The following is a 17,813-nucleotide window of genomic DNA, read 5'->3' on the forward strand; positions in this document are numbered from 1 at the left end:
CCCTATGTCCCCGACTTGATCTTGGTCCACGCCCGCGTCCGGGCGCGCTCGGCGTCGCGGCCCAGGGGTTTGAGGGTATACAGCGTGGCCATCGCCGCCTCGGTGGGGTACAGGTTGGGGTTGTGGCGGATCGCTGGGTCAACCAGTTCCGTCGCGTCTTTGTTCGGGTTGGGGTAACCGACGAAGTCGCTGATCGGCGCGATCACCTGCGGTTGCAGCAGGTAGTTGATGAAGGTGTAGGCGTCCTGCGGGTTTTTCGCGCCTTTGGGCAGGGCGAGCATGTCGAACCAGATCGGCGCGCCTTCCTTGGGCAGGCGCATGTCCACGATCACGCCGTTCTTGGCTTCCTTGGCGCGGTTGGCGGCCTGGGAGAAGCTGCCGGAATAACCGACGGCCACGCAGATGTCACCGTTGGCGATATCGGCCATGTACTTGGAGGAGTGGAAGTAGGTGATGTACGGGCGGACTTTCATCAGCAGCGCTTCGGCTTTTTCATAGTCCTTGGGGTTGCTGCTGTTGGGGTCCAGGCCCAGGTGCTGCAGGGCCAGCGGCAGGATCTCGGACGGCGAATCGAGCAGTGCGACGCCACACTGCTTGAGCTTGCTGATGTTTTCTTCCTTGAAGATCAGGTCCCAACTGTCCACCGGCGCATCGGCACCCAGCGCGGCCTTGACCTTGTCGGGGTTGAAGCCGATCAGGATGGTGCCGTACATGTAGGGCACGGCGAACTTATTGCCGGGGTCGTTGGCCTCGAGCAGCTTCATCAGCTTGGGATCAAGGTGGTTCCAGTTCGGCAGTCGGCTGCGGTCCAGGGGTTGGAATACTCCGGCTTCGATCTGCTTGGCGAGGAACACGTTGGACGGCACCACCACGTCATACCCGGAGTTGCCGGTGAGCAGCTTGGCTTCCAGGGCTTCGTTGGTGTCGAAGATGTCGTACACCAGTTTGACGTCGGGGTTCTGCGCCTTGAAGTCTTCCAGCGCCTTGGGCGTGATGTAGTCGAACCAGTTGTAGACCCGCAGGGTTTTCTCTTCGGCATGGGCCGCGCCACCGAGAACGGCGGCGCAGAGGACGAGCGACTTGAGCATGTTCATTGGATGGACCCCTCAAAACCTTCTAGAACGTTGACGGCGTTGATGCCGATTTCTGCCACGGCGTAGCCGCCTTCCATCACAAACAGCGTGGGTTTGCCCAGGCGCGCGATGCGTGCGCCCATGGCCAGGTAGTCCGGGCTGTCGAGCTTGAACTGCGAGATCGGGTCGTCCTTGAACGTGTCCACACCCAGCGACACGACGATGATGTCGGCGTCATAGCGCTCGATTTCCCTGCATGCCTCGTCAAGCGCCGCGCTCCAGCGCGCCCACCCGGAACCGGCCGGCAACGGGTAGTTGAAGTTGAAGCCTTCCCCGGCGCCTTCTCCCTGCTCATCGGCGTAGCCCAGGAAAAACGGGAACTCCGCCTCCGGATGCCCATGGATCGAGGTAAAGAGCACGTCGTTGCGTGCGTAGAAGATCGATTGAGTGCCATTGCCGTGGTGGTAGTCCACGTCGAGGATCGCCACCTTGCGGTGGCCCTGGTCGAGAAACGCCTGGGCGGCGATGGCGGCGTTGTTGAGGTAGCAATAACCGCCCATCAAGTCGCTGGCGGCGTGGTGCCCCGGCGGGCGACACAGCGCGAACGCACAGTGGGCGCCGCGCTGGATCGCTTGCTGTGCGGTCAACGCGACCTGGGCGGCGCTGTAGGCCGCTTGCCAGGTGCCGGCGGTAATCGGTGCGCCGCCGTCGAAGCTGTAGTAACCGAGCTGGCCGTGCAGGCTGGTGGGCAGCACGCGGCGCAAGGTGCGGGCGGGCCAGGTGTAGGGCAACAGGTCGCCGTCCTCGCCGAATGCGGTCCAGCGTTGCCAGGCACCTTTGAAGAAGTCCAGGTAGTCGCGGCTATGGACACGTTGCAGCGGCGCGAGGCCAAAGTCCTGCGGGGCAAGGACCGGGCCCAGCCCACGGGCTTTGACCCGTTGCAGTACGTGGTCGGCGCGCGAGGGCATTTCGAAGCAGGGCATCAGTTGCCCGTCCATCAGTTCACAGCGGCCGTGGTGCAGGTGGTGATCGTCCGAGTAGATCGTCAGCATTTTGTTGTTCTCCGCAGGCGGTATCGGTGCCTGCAGTCTTGCGGGCGGGGCGCTTTATGAGAACGGCAGGAGCGGCCAAAAGGGGATAAATCGGGCCAAATTATGTGTCCGCAATTCGCCCATCAATGGGGCGTCATGCACGAAATTGGCTCGGCGCCACGCCGCTCCAGCGCACAAAGGCATGCCGGAAGCTGGCGGTTTCGCTGAAACCCAGTTGCTCGGCGATGCGGTAGATCGGCAGTTCATCCGCCGCCAGCCATTGCTTGGCGCGTTCGAAGCGCAGTTCGTCGAGCAGTTCCTGATAACTGCACCCCAGGTCGTGCAAGTGGCGGCGCAGGGTGCGCGGCGAGCAGTTCATCTGTGCGGCCAGGCCTTCGATCCCCGGCGCGGCGCCGAGTTGGCTGGTGAGCAACTGGCGGATTCTGCCCAGCCACGCCTGGCGGCCGGTGAACTCCAGGTTCTGTTTGCGGCATCGCTCGGCCATGGCCTGGTGCGTGACGGCGTCGGCCAGGGGCAGGGGCTGGTCCAGCCAGCGCTTGTCGAAGGCGAAGGCGTTGGTGCCGGCGTCGAACTGCAGCGGGCAGGCGAAACACTCGCTGTAGCGCGCGCGATAATCCGGCGCGCTGTATTCAAAGCGCGCGCCAAGCAGCGCCAGCGGCTGGCCGAGCAGGTCGTCGCAGATCACCTTCAGCGAGGCCAGGCACAGTTCGACGTTGAACATCTGCATGGCCGGGGTTTCGCGATAGTCAGCGGCGGTAAACCAGATGCGCTCGCCGTCCGCCTCCAGGCTCAGCTTGAAAAGTGTTCCCAGCAGCGCCGGATAGCGCAGCGCCAGGCGCAAAGCGTCACCGAAGGTGGCACTCGTCAGCAGCGCGTAACCGAGCATGCCGTAGGCCGATACATGCATCTGGCGGCCCAGCGCCAGGCCGACATCCCGGCGCAGGGCCACGGCATTGGCGCATACGCGCATTTCCTGATTGGTGGTAATGCGCGTGTCGGCGCGGCTCAAGTCCGCCGCGCAGATGCCGCTGCCCGCGAGCAAGGCCTCGCTGGGCAGCCCTTGGGCCTTGAAGGTGTCGAGCACCAGCGACACCGCGTTGAGGGTGGTGAGATGAGCGTGCAGCATCGACGGCTCCAACGTGTCAGGTACGGTGAAAGAGCAAGTTGTGTGCCGTCGGCCGTGTGTCAGGCGAGGTTGAAAAACAGCGTACTGGCCTGACTCTCGTTGATCTCGCTGCGGTGGAATGCCACGCGTTGTGCGCTGCTCAGGCCTTTGGTGGTGTCGGCTGCCGCGCCCAGGCTGTGTTCCTGCGGTGTCTTGAGGCGCGCGTTGATAAACGCCCTGGGCGTGGTCCAGTCGGTCGAGTAGTGGAAGTGTGCAGACCACAGCACCTTATGGGTGCTGCGGTCGGTGATGGTGTATTCGTCCAGGTAATCCGGCCGGGCGGATTTGATGCGTCGGCGGCTGATGGTTTTTTTGATGCTTATCGCGTTGCGGGCCTTCAGCCATTGCACGCCGGAGGGTGTCGGCGGGTGCTGTTGGGTCATCCTCAGCACATTGTCTACGGATTGTTGATAGAGGGTTGTGGTGGCGTCGCTGAGGGTCTTTTTGACGGTGCTGGCCAGGGCCACGTCGCCTTGCGCGAGGTTCTTCTGGCTCAGGGCTTGCTCGATACTGCGCGTGGCTTGCTCCAGGCGCTGGGCGTGTTGATGGTACAAGTATTCGATGCCGATGGGCGTGCGTTGGGCTTGGCTGGCCAGGCCGGTGATCCGTTGTTTGAAGTCCGGTAGGCCGTCGAGCAGGTTCTGGCCGGCGTCCACGCTGGTTTGCAGGTCGATGGGCGTGTTCACCGTTTGTTCGCTCCTGGCCCGTTGCACCCAAAAGCCGTCTGGTTTCTCGTGAAACGTGGCCACCACGGTGTTGGACAGGGGCGAGCGAACATCCACCAGCCCGGTGTCCAGGCCTGTGGCGGACACCTGCGGCTCACCGACGACCATGCCGTGGTAACGGGTGCGGATGAATTTTTTCTGCGGGTGTGGCGGGACGGGCGGCGGGCTGGGGGTGGCTCTCAGCGCGGTGCGTCGGTCGGCCATTTGCGCAAGATGGGTGCTGGCGTGTTTGGTGTACTCGCCGAGTTGCTCGCGCAGGCGGGTCAACGGTTCCGTCAGGGAGACGCTGGGGAATTCCGTGGGAAAGTCCTGCAGGCGCTCGCCCAGCACCGTGAACTGTTCGATCAGGCTGCTCAGGGTTTCGATCTGTTCGTCGATGCGCTTGTCACTGCGCTCGCGCAGGGTGTCGCGCAGGGCCTGGATGGCGATGTCGCAGGCGTCGACAATATGGTCGATGGCGGCCCATGCCAGTGGTGCGCTGAGGGTGGTGGTTTCGCGCAGGCACAGGTTGCGGGCCAAGGTGACTTGCAACGCCTTGAGGTCGCCGCTGCTGTAGGCAGGCAGCAGGCTTTTGGTGTTCTTGATCAGGCGCAGGCCTTCGCCGGGCAGGTCACGCAGTTCGTTGAACCGCGTTTCGAAGTAGTCCAGGCGCTCGATCATGCCGTGCAGTATTGCGTTCATTTGCCGCGCGTCGGGGATGTTGCGCACGCGGGCATCGGCGGCCTGCTTCGCGATGTGGTCGAGGATTGTGCGGAGTTTGGGCGTAAAGGCTTTGAGCACTTCGTTGAGCCCGGCCCAGCTCAGGCTCAACTGAGCCTTGAGATACCCCACGGCGCTGTGCAGGTAGTCCGGCGTGGGGGCAAGTACATTCAATTCTTTCAGGTTTTTCAGGGCGGTCTCGTAGTCTGTGCGTTGGGCCTCCAGTTGATCGAGGTAAGCCCTTTGCGCGGCCTGGGCCGAAGTGGGCGGTGCGTCGACCAGTGCCTGATAAGTCTTTTCCAGGGTGTCCTGGGCGGTCTTTTTCTGTTGCTCGAAGGCGGTGATCTGCCTGCGCAGTTGGCTGGCCTGGCGTTCGGCTTGCGCCCGGGCTTTGCGCTCCCGGCTTCTTGAACCGCCGCCACGCAGGCGCAGCCGGGTGTCGATGAACCACTCGCCCTTGAGATTGCCGATCAGAAAGGGACCGTTGCGCGCGGGTTGTTGGGGATCGGTGATCTGCACTTCGTCATTCTCATCCACCGTCACTTCGAACCAGCGTTCGCCGACCTGTGCGTACCATTTATCGAGCAGCGGGTAGAGGTGGCGATGGGGGCCGATGCGCGATGAGGCTTTGTTGCGCACCTTCGGCTTTTCGACCTTGAAACTGTCCAGCAGGCTGCCCAGGTCGCTGGGGCTGCGGTTGATCGCGGCCAGGGTGTGGCAGTGCATGCGGGTGATTGCCTGGCAGCTCAACTGCCGAAAGGTTGGCCAATTGTTTGACTGTCACGGGCTTGGCGATCACCTCGGGCCGGGCGGCAGGTTTCGGCGCCGGCTCGTCCTTGCTCAAGGCGGGGGCTGACGGCGCGTCGCGGCTGGCGATGTGCAGGGTCAACACCATGCCCAGGTTGAGCAACAGCCCGGCCAGGGCGGACCATTCGGCCGGTTTGTCCTTTTGCTGTTGCGCGTCGACGACCGCTTGCACCTGATCCAGGATCTGCCAGATCCAGGCGGCGGTGTTTACGGTGCGGCCCAGGAACGGCAGGGCTGCGTTGAATATCAGCCAGCCCGCCTGCTTGAGCGAGGCCCAGCGACTTTCGGCATTCGACGCCGACTGACGGTCGGCCAGCGTGATCAGCGCGTTGGCGTTGGCCTTGAACAGCTCGCCGGGCAGATCACCGCTGAGCACTTGCGTGCCCAGGTCCATGGGCCCGCTCATCATCACGAGTTTGACCGGGTCCGCCAGCAACGTCACGACTGCCCAGGGCGACGGCAGTTCGCCAGGGAATGCGTAGCGTGCGTAGTCGTCGCGCACGTTGTCCGGCAGCCAGGCCAGGACCGAGTCGCGCAGGTGGCGTGATTGGCGGATCGCATACAGCAGGTCGGCCGGTGACGGATATTGCAGCAGTTGTAATTCCGCCATCGGGCGATACAACAGGCAGGGCCCGGCGTTCGTGTCCTGGGGGCCAATCACAAACATGTTGCTCACCACGTCTTGCGTGTCGGCGCTGCGGTTTTTCGGCAGGAAGGCCAGGGGACGAAGAACGATGGCTTGCCCGTCGACCTGACGGTCCGCTGCCTCTGGCGCCAGCACGGCAGCGACGTAGCGATACCCCAGTTCGTCGATCCCGGCGTGTCGGCTCATCTTGTATTGCAAGGCTTGCAGCGGCAGTTGGATGCGCAAATGGCTGCTGTACAGGGCGCGTCGGCGGCTGGATTCGAGCGGGTTGTCGAGCAACTTGCTTTTGGCCAGGGCCGGGTAGTGTTGGCCGACGTCCACCTTGCGGATCAGCGTTTCGATGTATGCCATGGTCAGCCACGCCGGCACGGTGCTGCTGTTGCGCAAGCGCACGCTTTTGTCGCCGAGGGGCAGGCCGATCAGGTTTTGCAGGGCCAGGTCGGCCAGGCTGAAGGTGGTGGTGTCGACCTTGCCCGGCAGGGTGAAACTGCCCCACACAATCGGGCTGCGTACCTGAATCTCGATGTTCTCCAGGCGCAGGTTCGCCGCGTCGGTGTGGTCCTTGAGCATTTCGGCGCGCAGTCTGTCGAGCGCGTAGGTCTGGATGTGCGGGATGTCATCGTCGTAGGACTTGCCCGCGTTGAGGCTGTGCAGCGCGGCGAGGTCTTTCAGGTAGCGTGCGTAGAGACTCAGGTCGGTGGTGGAGGCGGATGTCAGCCAGGACGGGAGTGCGTCGAGGTAGGGTTTGAGGTCGGGTTGCTTTTCGCCGACCAGCTCTTGGGTGGCCGGTGGCAGGTTGAGTGAGGATTCGCTGGGGGCGGTGCGCCGCAGTTGCTGAGTGTCGAGCTGCCCGATGAACGCAAGCTGTTGGGCAATCAGCGTGCAAGCCTGGTGATCGAAAAAATGCCCGGTGGGTTCGAACAGTCGCCATTGGATGTCAGTGGGTGCATGGCGACCTACGTAGCCGGGCAAGCTCTGGCCCAGTTGCTCCAGCGTGGCGAATTTCTCGTAGCCGTTGAACAGGGAGTACGTGAGGATAAGCGTCTCGCCGTCGTGGTTGCCGATCAGTACGGCAATCGACAGCAGGCCCAGGTGGGTGACGGTTGCGCCATCGACCTGATCGACGTCCACCAGGTAGGCGCGGCAGGCGAACGCATCGTCGCTCTGGCGGCGTGTCAGTTCCGGCGCGGCGTACAGCGTGCGGGCCATGGCGCAGTCCTGCTCGTCCCAGCCGTCGACGCGGGTCACGTTCCACACCGAGCGCAGCGTGCTGGACAAGGCTTGCCAATGGGGGCCGGAGGTGCCGTTGCTGGAGTTCCAGAACGCCACTTGTTGTTCCTGGTAGGCGGTGAGCATCACTGGCGCCAGCAGGTTGATCAGGGTGGCGATCTGCGTGATGCGTACCGGCAAGTGCGCGGTGGGTTGCTGGTTTTTCGGCTGGATAAGGTAGTGCGCGCCTTCGATGTAGAGCGCGGGTTCACCTGAGATGGCCTGATTGGTGAGGATGTCGGTGAGGGTTTGGTGCGCGGTGGGGCCGGCGACGATTTCATCGTCGACAATGCCCCATGTCGGCGTGCCGACCATGGCGATGTCCGGGTCGATGCCCAGGTCCGGGTAGAGTTCTTGCAACGAGCGGCGTAACAGCGTGCTGGCGGCTTCCCGGAAGGCGGGGCCGACGCAGAGTTGGGTGACCAGCGTATCGGAGGGGTTGTAACGAAGGGTGGAGGTTTGTTGGCTCATGGGTTCCTGCCTTGCCATTTCATGGACGCTGCCGGAAGAACAGCTTCGGCATGCTAGAAAGCGGCAAGGCAGGGAGGAGGCTAACTATATAGTTGGCCGAGGGTTTTTACGCGGGTTCGGCTGTACGATTCAGGCCAGTTCACCGCACAGATCGAGTTCCACCAGGCGCCGGATGGTCTGGGTGTCGAGCCCGGCGCCGAGCAGCGCGTTGAGTTTGCCGAACGCCGCTTCACGGGTCATGCCACCACCGGACAGCACGCCCGCTGCACGCAAACGGCTGCCGGCTTCGTACACGTCCAGTTCCACGCCGCCCTCATGGCATTGGGTGATCGCGACCACGACCACGCCTTGCGCCTGCGCGCGCTGGAGGCTGGCGAGGAACTCGGGGTTATCGCTGGGCCCGGTGCCGCTGCCGAAGCATTCCAGGATCAGCGCCTGCAGGCCGCTGCCGATCAAACCGTCCAGTTGGGGCGCGCCGATACCCGGCACCAACGGCAGCACGCCGACATTGGCCAGGGCCTTGGGCTGACGGTAGTCCAGCGCTGCAGGAATCGACGCGGCGCGGGCCACGCCGCCCTGGCGTTGCAACGCGGCGAACGGGTGGCGCCCGAAGCTGCGGACTTTCGCGCAGCGTGTCGGCGCCATCAGCGTGCCGTGGAAGTACAACTGCACACCCGGCGCCAGGCCTTGGCCCAGGGCCAGCAGCGCACCGCTGACGTTTTCCCAGGCATCGCTGTCGGGTACGCCGGCCGGGAGCATGGAGCCGGTGAACAGCACCGGCGCCGGCAGGCCCAACAGTTGGAAGCTCATGGCGGCTGCGCTGTAGGCCAAGGTGTCGGTGCCGTGCAGGATCAGCACCGCGTCGCAACCGTCGTCCACGGCTTCGACCACGGCAGTGCGCAGGCGCTGCCAGTAGGCCGGGGTCATGTTGGCGCTGTCGATCAGCGGCGACATTTCCCGGAAGCGCCATGTAGGCACTGGCTGGTTGGCGAGCTGTTCGCGCATGCGGGCTTCGAAACCGGATGCGGGGGTCAGGCCGTTGGCACTGGCTTGCATGCCGATGGTGCCGCCGGTGTAGAGCACCATGACGTTGTTAGCTGCTTGCATCGAAAATCTCCTGAACGAAAAACGCCGCCAAGCCCAGAGCATGCCCAAGGCCAGGCGGCGTGTCATCTGCGCTTAGCGTTGCGACAGTGCGATCGATTCAGCAGGCGCTTTAGCGGCAGGCTCCGGTTTCACCGGGTTGGCCGGCCAGGCCTTGTGGTCCAGGTCCAGGTCGGGGAACTGGCTGGAGTCGAACACCGGGGTCTTGATCCCCGCCGCGCGCTGGTTGTCGTAGTCATTCAGGATACGCATGGCGATCTTGAACAGGAACGCCAGGGCGAACAGGTTGACGAAAGCGAGCATCGTCATGGTGATGTCGGCGAAGGCGAACACGGTGCTCAGGTTCTCGATCGAACCCCAGAAAATCAGCACCAGCACCAACGCGCGGTAGCCCATCAGCACCTTGCGGTTGTTGCCGACCAGGAAGCGCAGGTTGCTCTCGCCGAGGTAGTAGTTGTACATGATCGAGGTGAACACGAACAACGCCAGGGCCACCGAGATGAACATCCGGCCCCAGTCGCCGACCACGGCCGCCAGGGAGTTCTGGGTCAGGGCAATGCCGTCGCCTTCAAAGCCTGGGGTGTAGAAACCGGAGAGCAGGATCAGCAAGGCGGTGCAGGTGCAGATCACGAAGGTGTCGAGGAACACGCTGAACGCTTGCACCACACCTTGGGCGATCGGGTGTTCCACCGACGCGACTGCCGCCACGTTAGGCGCACTGCCCAAACCGGCTTCGTTGGCGAACACGCCGCGCTTCACGCCCATGATGATCGCGCTGCCCACCAGGCCGCCGAAGGCTTGGTCGAGGCCGAACGCGCTCTTGACGATGGTCGCGAGCATGGCCGGTACGTGGTCGAATTGCAGCACGATCACGTAGAGGGTCACGGCGATGTAGACCAGGGTCTTGACCGGCACCAGCAGGTCGGCGATCGAGGCGATCCGCTTGATCCCGCCGATGAACACCAGGCCCAGCAATGCCGCCAGGGCCAGGCCGGTGTAGGTGGTGTCGAGGCCGAAGGCGTTGTTCAGCGAATGCGTCACGGCATGGGCTTGCAGGCCGTTGAAGGCAAAACCGAAAGTCACCAGCAGCAGGAACGCCATCACCATGCCCAGCCAGCGCTTGTGCAGGCCGTGCTGGATGTAATAAGCCGGGCCGCCGCGGAAGGTGCCTTCGGCGTCGGTGCGCTTGTACAACTGGCCCAGGGAGCACTCGATAAAGCTCGAGGACATGCCCACCAACGCGGTGACCCACATCCAGAACACGGCACCGGGGCCGCCCAGGGTCACGGCAATGCCGACGCCGGCGATGTTACCGGCACCGACGCGGCCGGCCAGGCTGAGCATCAGCGCCTGGAACGAACTGAGCTGGTCGGAGCTGTTTTTCAGGCTGTCGCGAAACACCGAAAACATGTGGAAAAAGTGACGCAACTGAACGAAACGCGAGCGGATCGTGAAATAACCGCCGAGCCCGACAATGAGCACGATCAGTACTTTCCCTGAGAGGAAGTCGTTGATGACTTCGAGCATGGAGTGTTCCTCGCTGATTTTTCTAATGGCAAACGCAGGACGGTTCGACGCTGTCACTTGGCACCAGGCAGTGCGCGACGGTTCGACCCGATCCTTTTGCGGGTGTTGTTATTCATGCGTTTTCGCGTGTGTCCGGGCCTCGTTACCGATGGCCGCTGGCGCGAAGAGGGGCGGCACTATACCTAGGCGAACGTGATCCGTCTGCCTGGGCTGATTAAAGGTTTCAGCCAGGGCGTGGCGGGCAGGGGCGATATTGGAATTTTTATGGGCGTCATTTCACAACCTTGAGGCAAAAAAAAGGGCCTGAAGAACGAGCCTTCAGGCCCTCAAAAGGTGAGAGGTGTCTAGTCCCTCAACCTGGTGAGCGGTGCAACAAACGCTTAGGCCTTCAGCGGGACCAAACGTGGAGCAATCATGTTTTCGGGGCGCAGGATGTCGTCGAGCATGGCGTCGTCGAGCAAGCCTTCTTCGCGCACCAGTTCCAGCACGCCGCGGCCGCTTTCGAGGGCGATACGCGCGATGCGGGTGGCGTTTTCATAGCCGATGTACGGGTTCAGCGCGGTGACCAGGCCGATGGAGTGCTCCACCAGCTCGCGGCAGCGGGCTTCGTTGGCGGTGATGCCGACGATGCAGTGCTCGCGCAGCATGTCCATGGCCCGTTGCAGCAGGCGGATCGAGTCGAAGATCTTGAAGGCGATCAACGGTTCCATCACGTTCAACTGCAGTTGGCCGCCTTCGGCTGCCATGGTCAGGGCCAGGTCGTTGCCGATCACTTGGAAGGCCACTTGGTTGACGGCTTCCGGGATCACCGGGTTGACCTTGCCAGGCATGATCGAGCTGCCAGGCTGGCGGGCCGGCAGGTTGATCTCGTTGATGCCGGTACGTGGGCCGCTGGACAGCAGGCGCAGGTCGTTGCAGATCTTCGACAGCTTCACCGCGGTACGCTTGAGCATGCCGGAGAACAATACGAAGGCGCCCATGTCGGAGGTGGCTTCGATCAAGTCCGCCGCCGGCACCAGCGGCTGGCCGCTGATGGTGGCCAGGCGTTGTACGGCCAGGGCCTGGTAGCGCGGGTCGGCGTTGATGCCGGTGCCGATGGCGGTGCCGCCCAGGTTCACTTCGGTCAACAGCTCCGGCGCCAGGGTTTTCAGGCGGGCCAGGTCTTCGTTGAGGGTGGTGGCAAAGGCGCGGAATTCCTGGCCGAGGGTCATCGGCACGGCGTCTTGCAACTGGGTGCGGCCCATTTTCAGTACATGGTTGAACTCGACACCCTTGGCGGCGAACGCCTGGATCAGGCTGTCGAGGCTGGCCAGCAGCGCGTCATGGCCCAACAGCAGACCCAGGCGGATCGCGGTCGGGTAGGCGTCGTTGGTCGACTGCGCCATGTTCACGTCGTTGTTCGGGTGCAGGTACTGGTACTCGCCCTTGTTGTGGCCCATGGCCTCCAACGCGATGTTGGCGATGACTTCGTTGGCATTCATGTTGGTTGAAGTGCCAGCGCCGCCTTGAATCATGTCCACCACGAATTCTTCGTGGAAGTCTCCGCGGATCAGGCGGGCACAGGCTTCGCTGATCGCAGCGTGCTTGGCTTCGCTGAGCTGGCCCAACTCGCGGTTGGCGTCAGCGGCGGCTTGCTTGACCATTGCCAGGCCGACCACCAATTTCGGGTAATGCGAAATCGGAACGCCCGAGAGGCGGAAGTTATTCACCGCTCGCAGGGTCTGGATGCCGTAATACGCTTGAGCAGGTACTTCGAGTACGCCAAGCAGGTCTTTTTCTGTGCGGAATGATGCAGCGGAGGACATGACGGAAATCATCTCGATATGGACCCGGAACTGGCCGGAACGCTGTGAATGCTAGGCTTGTGGAAGTTTTTGGGCCAATGCTGTTAAACACTGGCCTATGCACAAACGGCATAATAGGCGTGTGACCCGGCTATCATGGCGGGCGTGTGTGCCAAAATGGTGCATACCCGTGGGAGGAACTGATGAACCTTGAGAGCAAATGGCTGGAAGACTTCAGCGCCCTGGCGGCGACGCGCAGCTTTTCCCAGGCTGCTGAGCGGCGCTTTGTCACCCAGCCGGCGTTCAGTCGACGTATCCGCAGCCTCGAAGCCGCGCTGGGCCTGACCCTGGTCAACCGCTCGCGCACGCCGGTGGAATTGACGGCCGCGGGGCAGTTGTTTCTGGTGACCGCGCGCACGGTGGTCGAGCAGCTCGGTGAAGTACTGCGCCATTTGCACCATCTGGAAGGCGGGCAGGGCGAAGTCATGCAAGTGGCGGCGGCCCACTCCCTGGCGCTGGGCTTCTTCCCGCGCTGGATCGCGCAGTTGCGCAACGAAGGCCTGAACATTGCCACCCGGCTGGTCGCCACCAACGTCGGTGATGCCGTGCATGCCCTGCGCGAAGGCGGCTGCGATTTGATGCTGGCGTTCTACGACCCCGACGCGGCAATGCAGATGGACCCGGAGATCTTCCCGTCACTGCACCTGGGCAATACCGAAATGCTCCCGGTGTGCGCCGCCGATGCCGAGGGCAAGCCACTGTTCGACCTGGAAGGTGAAGGCAGTGTGCCGCTGCTGGCCTACAGCGCCGGGGCATTTCTGGGTCGTTCGGTGAACCTGCTGTTGCGCCAACGTGCCCTGCGCTTCACCACGGTTTACGAAACCGCGATGGCCGACAGCCTCAAAAGCATGGCCCTGGAAGGCCTGGGCATCGCCTGGGTGCCGCAACTGAGCGTGCGTGCCGAGTTGGCCCGGGGTGAGCTGGTGGTCTGCGGCGGTCCGCAGTGGCATGTGCCATTGGAGATTCGTTTGTACCGCTGTGCCTTGGTGCGTAAGGCAAACGTGCGGTTGTTGTGGCGCAAGCTGGAAGGTGGAGCCGCGCAGAATACGTGAGTCCAGCACCGCTTAACTGTGGAAGGGGTTTTGTGGGGTTTTCGCTGACTCTTAAGTCAATAAAACCGCCGGTTTGCGCCGCTAGACAGATGGTCATTCCAGGGGCTGTTTATCTGCGTTATTACGGTATACTGCGCGGCCTTCGGCCGGTCCAACCGGCCAAATTTCGTACACCAAGCCACGCCGGATTTCCCGCGTGGCTTGTTGTTTTTTGACGCGCCTGCGGGCGCCCAGAGAGAAGAGGCACGACGATGAGTGCATTGGTTGGCGTGATCATGGGCTCCAAGTCCGATTGGTCCACCCTTAGCCACACCGCCGATATGCTGGAAAAACTCGGCATTCCGTATGAAGTGAAAGTGGTCTCTGCCCACCGCACCCCGGATTTGCTGTTCCAGTATGCCGATGAAGCAGAATCCCGTGGCATCGAGGTGATCATCGCCGGTGCCGGCGGTGCAGCGCACCTGCCAGGCATGTGTGCGGCCAAGACCCACCTGCCGGTACTCGGCGTGCCGGTGCAGTCGTCGATGCTCTCGGGCGTGGATTCGCTGTTGTCCATCGTGCAGATGCCGGCCGGTATCCCGGTGGCGACCCTGGCGATCGGCAAGGCCGGCGCGATCAACGCCGCCTTGCTGTCCGCCAGCATCCTGGGCGCCAAGCACCCGCAGTTCCACGCGATGCTGAAAAAATTCCGTGCTGAGCAGACAGACAGCGTGCTGGACAATCCAGACCCACGTATCGCCTGAGGTTGTTGACGATGAAAATCGGTGTAATCGGTGGCGGCCAACTGGGTCGCATGCTGGCCCTGGCGGGAACGCCGCTGGGGATGAACTTCGCTTTCCTGGACCCGGCGCCGGATGCCTGTGCGGCCGCGTTGGGTGAACACCTGCGCGCTGACTACAGCGACCCGGACCACCTGCGCCAACTGGCCGAAGAAGTCGACCTGGTGACCTTCGAGTTCGAAAGCGTCCCGGCCGAAACCGTGGCCTTCCTCTCGCAGTTCGTGCCGGTCTACCCGAGCGCCGAAGCCTTGCGCATCGCCCGTGACCGCTGGTTCGAGAAGAGCATGTTCAAGGACCTGGGCATTCCGACCCCGGCCTTCGCCGATATCCAGTCCCAGGCGGACCTGGACGCCGCCGTCGCCAGCATCGGCCTGCCGGCCGTGCTGAAAACCCGTACCCTGGGTTACGACGGCAAGGGCCAGAAAGTCCTGCGCACCGCCGCCGATGTGGTCGGCACCTTCGCCGAACTGGGCAGAGTGGCCTGCCTGTTGGAAGGCTTCGTGCCGTTCACCGGCGAAGTTTCGCTGATCGCCGTGCGTGCCCGCGATGGCGAGACCCGCTTCTACCCGTTGGTCCACAACACCCACGACAACGGCATTCTCAAACTGTCCGTGGCCAGCACCGACCATCCGTTGCAGGCCCTGGCCGAAGACTATTCCAGCCGTGTGCTCAAGCAGCTGGAATATGTCGGCGTGATGGCGTTCGAGTTCTTTGAAGTCGACGGTGGCCTGAAGGCCAACGAAATCGCCCCGCGTGTGCACAACTCCGGGCACTGGACCACCGAAGGCGCCGAGTGCAGCCAGTTCGAGAACCACCTGCGCGCGGTGGCAGGCTTGCCGCTGGGCTCCACAGCCAAGGTGGGCGAGAGCGCCATGCTCAACTTCATCGGCGTGGTCCCGCCGGTTGAAAAAGTCATCGCCATCGACGACTGCCACCTGCATCACTACGGCAAGGCTTTCAAGACCGGGCGCAAGGTCGGCCACGCCAACCTGCGTTGCCAGGACCGCGCGACGCTGCAAGCGCAGATCCTCAAGGTCGAAGCGTTGATCGCCGAGCAATAATCCCGGGGGCGGCGGGAACCATTGGTGGCCGCCGTCTCTCTGATTGCAGGATGATAAAGCCTGGCTAGGCTTTTTCATGACTCACATTCAATCAGAGGGAAATGCCATGGGTATCATCGGAACCATCTTTATCGGCCTGATCGTCGGCCTGCTGGCGCGTTTCCTCAAGCCCGGCGACGACAGCATGGGCTGGATCATGACCATCCTGCTGGGTATCGCCGGCTCCCTTGCCGCCACCTACGGCGGTCAGGCACTGGGTATCTACCAGGCAGGCCAGGGCGCTGGCTTCATCGGCGCATTGGTGGGTGCCATTGTGCTGCTGGTGATCTACGGCCTGATCAAAAAGAACTAATCGAGCGACAAAGTCCTCTGCGCTGCGCAGGCGCAGAGGGCTAGAATGCCAGCACTGTTTACCTTGTCGAGCTCCTCCATGCGCCGTCTCCTCTTGATGTTTCTCCTGCTGGGCCCAGGCCTGGCTCATGCTGGCGAACTGCCGGAAACCGACTGGCTCGACCTGATGCCGCTGTCGGACCAGAAAGCCCTCGAACAAATGCCGGAAATCGACCACAACTCCCCCGAAGCCCAGGGCACCTTTACCGACAAAGGTGGCTTGAAGCAGAGCAAAGGGTTGCCGGCGGTGATGTATTCGACCAAGACCGTGGCCGCCATGAACGGCAAGAACATCCGCATCGGCGGTTACCCGGTGCCCTTGGAAACCGACGCCAAGGGCCGCAGCACCCTGTTTTTCCTGGTGCCGTACCCAGGCGCGTGCATCCACGTGCCGCCACCGCCGCCGAACCAATTGGTGCTGGTGCGTTACCCCAAGGGGTTGAAGCTGGATGATATCTACACGCCGCTGTGGGTCACGGGCACGTTGAAGGTGGAGACGGTCAATAACGACCTGGCCGATGCGGCGTATGCGCTGGATGCGGGCAAGGTGCGGGCGGTGAAGGAGTCGGATCTCTAAACCACAACACCGACCAATGTGGGAGGGAGCAACACCCCCTCCCACATTTTGATTGGGTTTACAAAGCGCTACTGGTGATGCTCACGCCCAAGGTGTGGCTTTCGCCCGGCGCCAGCGTCACCACGTCATCCAGCACATTCGCCGTCTCGATGCACAGCATGCCCTGCCAGCCGTCGTCGGCCATGTCGTCGAAGGCCTTGGCACGTTCGGTCCAGGGGTTCCAGATCACGGTCGAGTGGGAGCCTTCGCTGCTGAGCCGGACGCGCCGCTGCCAGTCGTTATCGACGATGTGCAACTGCGCGGGGGTGTCGAGGTAGATGCGGTCGGTCTCGGCGCCGAAGTGCAGCGGCCCAGCCTGTTGCCGGGTGGCCCAGCCGTCGGCGGTATCGATATACGCAAGCCCGTCCAGGCCCTCGACCTGCACGTTGCGCACATCGCTCACGGCGAAGTAGGTGTGCAACGCCTGGCTGAGGGTCACGGTGTCGGTGCCACGGTTATGACTGGTCAGGCCGATGTGCAGGTGATCGTCCAGGCGCAGGCTCAGCTTCAGGTCGACCTGATGCGGCCAGCCGGGGAAGCCGCCCGCGGGTACGGGGAGCACCAGGTCGACGCGCAGGGTGTCACCTTCGAGTTCGGTGGCGGCCAATTCCCAGAGTGCAGTACGCACGAAACCGTGGGCGCCCGCGGGCTGGTCGCTCTGGCGCATGGCCTGCACGCTGTGTGGGTTGCGATCGAACACGCCGAACCACGGCCAGCACACCGGTACGCCGGTGCGGATGCCTTTGCCAGCCTTGAAGACGGCTGCCTTGTTCGGCCAGATCAGCGGCTGTTCGCCTGCGCGTTGGTAACTGAAGAGGTGCGCGCCCTGTTGGGCCACCATCAGCTCGGCGCCGTTGTGGCGGATGCGCCAGCAGTCCAGCTCGTCGATTTTCACGGATTCAACGTGGGGCGTCGGCATAACAAAGCACTCTTAATAGCAGGCAATGGGGCAATTGACCGTCAAAACCCGGCGAGGTTTAACGCGCTCGCGACGGTACCGAACGGGTGCGGCCGCTGCCATCGATGGCGACGAACACGAACACCGCCTCGGTGACCTTGCGCCATTCGCTGGACAGCGGGTCGTCGCTCCACACTTCGACCATCATCTGGATCGAGCTGCGGCCGATTTCCAGGGCCTGGGTATAGAAGGACAATTGCGCGCCCACGGCCACCGGCACCAGGAACGCCATGCGATCAATGGCCACGGTGGCGACACGCCCGCCTGCGACCTTGCTGGCCATGGCCGTACCGGCCAGGTCCATCTGCGAGACCAGCCAGCCGCCGAAGATATCGCCGAAACCGTTGGTTTCACGCGGAAGCGCGGTGATTTGCAGGGCGAGATCGCCTTGTGGGATGGGATCTTCTTGTTCGAGTTCGATCATGCCGAGGGTGCCTCTGAGCCGTGACGCTTCATGGGTGTTTCAAATGGATAGCCGTCTTGTAGAAAAACATTTCAGCACCAACGCACGACGCGAGCTGTGTTTCTCGTAAGGCGTACTAAAGGGAAACTCTGCCAAACCGGCTGGATGGCAC

The 17,813-nt window shown here is 62.9% G+C and carries 14 protein-coding genes; 5 read left to right on the forward strand and 9 right to left on the reverse strand.

All coding sequences use genetic code 11. The features are described from left to right. Positions 1 to 2 precede the first annotated feature (2 nt). The 7 genes from ACVWZP_RS21140 to aspA all read right to left on the reverse strand — a co-directional run bounded on the left by ACVWZP_RS21140 (position 3) and on the right by aspA (position 12,343). The gene (locus ACVWZP_RS21140) at positions 3 to 1,094 is read right to left on the reverse strand and encodes a polyamine ABC transporter substrate-binding protein (RefSeq protein ID WP_017850018.1); all 1,092 of its coding nucleotides are present in this window, start codon (positions 1,092 to 1,094) and stop codon (positions 3 to 5) included. After that, positions 1,091 to 2,125 (reverse strand): histone deacetylase family protein, encoded by a 1,035-nt coding sequence (locus tag ACVWZP_RS21145; RefSeq protein WP_046485934.1) that lies wholly within the window; start codon positions 2,123 to 2,125, stop codon positions 1,091 to 1,093. The genes ACVWZP_RS21140 and ACVWZP_RS21145 overlap by 4 nt, the downstream gene beginning before the upstream one ends. 133 nt (positions 2,126 to 2,258) lie before the next feature. Continuing rightward, entirely contained in the window at positions 2,259 to 3,251 is a 993-nt protein-coding gene (locus ACVWZP_RS21150; protein WP_017850016.1) for an AraC family transcriptional regulator, read from the reverse strand. A 2,040-nt stretch (positions 3,252 to 5,291) separates the two neighbouring features. Beyond that, positions 5,292 to 7,907 carry a dermonecrotic toxin domain-containing protein gene (locus ACVWZP_RS21155; RefSeq protein ID WP_457370139.1) on the reverse strand — a complete coding sequence of 872 codons (2,616 nt, stop codon included), beginning with the start codon at positions 7,905 to 7,907 and terminating at the stop codon, positions 5,292 to 5,294. Between the two features lie 129 nt (positions 7,908 to 8,036). Then, positions 8,037 to 9,014, reverse strand: coding sequence for an asparaginase (locus tag ACVWZP_RS21160; protein ID WP_457370140.1), 978 nt, complete (start codon positions 9,012 to 9,014; stop codon positions 8,037 to 8,039). A 72-nt stretch (positions 9,015 to 9,086) separates the two neighbouring features. Further along, positions 9,087 to 10,538 carry an alanine/glycine:cation symporter family protein gene (locus ACVWZP_RS21165; RefSeq protein ID WP_046381614.1) on the reverse strand — a complete coding sequence of 484 codons (1,452 nt, stop codon included), beginning with the start codon at positions 10,536 to 10,538 and terminating at the stop codon, positions 9,087 to 9,089. A 380-nt stretch (positions 10,539 to 10,918) separates the two neighbouring features. Continuing rightward, complete coding sequence (gene aspA, locus ACVWZP_RS21170; RefSeq protein WP_017850012.1) at positions 10,919 to 12,343, reverse strand: aspartate ammonia-lyase; 1,425 nt, start codon at positions 12,341 to 12,343, stop codon at positions 10,919 to 10,921. Positions 12,344 to 12,525: 182 nt separating this feature from the next. Between aspA and ACVWZP_RS21175 the strand changes: the two genes are divergently transcribed. The 5 genes from ACVWZP_RS21175 to ACVWZP_RS21195 all read left to right on the forward strand — a co-directional run bounded on the left by ACVWZP_RS21175 (position 12,526) and on the right by ACVWZP_RS21195 (position 16,241). Beyond that, positions 12,526 to 13,434, forward strand: a complete 909-nt coding sequence (locus tag ACVWZP_RS21175) for a LysR substrate-binding domain-containing protein (RefSeq protein ID WP_017850011.1) — start codon at positions 12,526 to 12,528, stop codon at positions 13,432 to 13,434. 251 nt (positions 13,435 to 13,685) lie between these two features. Beyond that, complete coding sequence (gene purE / locus ACVWZP_RS21180; protein WP_017850010.1) at positions 13,686 to 14,177, forward strand: 5-(carboxyamino)imidazole ribonucleotide mutase; 492 nt, start codon at positions 13,686 to 13,688, stop codon at positions 14,175 to 14,177. A gap of 11 nt (positions 14,178 to 14,188) precedes the next feature. After that, the gene (locus tag ACVWZP_RS21185; RefSeq protein ID WP_457370141.1) at positions 14,189 to 15,274 is read left to right on the forward strand and encodes a 5-(carboxyamino)imidazole ribonucleotide synthase; all 1,086 of its coding nucleotides are present in this window, start codon (positions 14,189 to 14,191) and stop codon (positions 15,272 to 15,274) included. A 106-nt stretch (positions 15,275 to 15,380) separates the two neighbouring features. After that, positions 15,381 to 15,626 carry a GlsB/YeaQ/YmgE family stress response membrane protein gene (locus ACVWZP_RS21190; protein ID WP_046381616.1) on the forward strand — a complete coding sequence of 82 codons (246 nt, stop codon included), beginning with the start codon at positions 15,381 to 15,383 and terminating at the stop codon, positions 15,624 to 15,626. A 78-nt stretch (positions 15,627 to 15,704) separates the two neighbouring features. After that, complete coding sequence (locus tag ACVWZP_RS21195) at positions 15,705 to 16,241, forward strand: DUF3299 domain-containing protein (RefSeq protein ID WP_046381617.1); 537 nt, start codon at positions 15,705 to 15,707, stop codon at positions 16,239 to 16,241. 58 nt (positions 16,242 to 16,299) lie between these two features. Here the strand turns inward: ACVWZP_RS21195 and ACVWZP_RS21200 are convergent, their stop codons facing one another. Then, positions 16,300 to 17,199: a D-hexose-6-phosphate mutarotase gene (locus ACVWZP_RS21200; protein ID WP_046381618.1), complete on the reverse strand. Its 900-nt coding sequence runs from the start codon at positions 17,197 to 17,199 to the stop codon at positions 16,300 to 16,302. A gap of 58 nt (positions 17,200 to 17,257) precedes the next feature. Continuing rightward, positions 17,258 to 17,662, reverse strand: coding sequence for an acyl-CoA thioesterase (locus ACVWZP_RS21205; protein ID WP_010566936.1), 405 nt, complete (start codon positions 17,660 to 17,662; stop codon positions 17,258 to 17,260). Positions 17,663 to 17,813: the final 151 nt, after the last annotated feature.

It is taken from the genome of Pseudomonas sp. TE36184 (genome assembly GCF_054060055.1).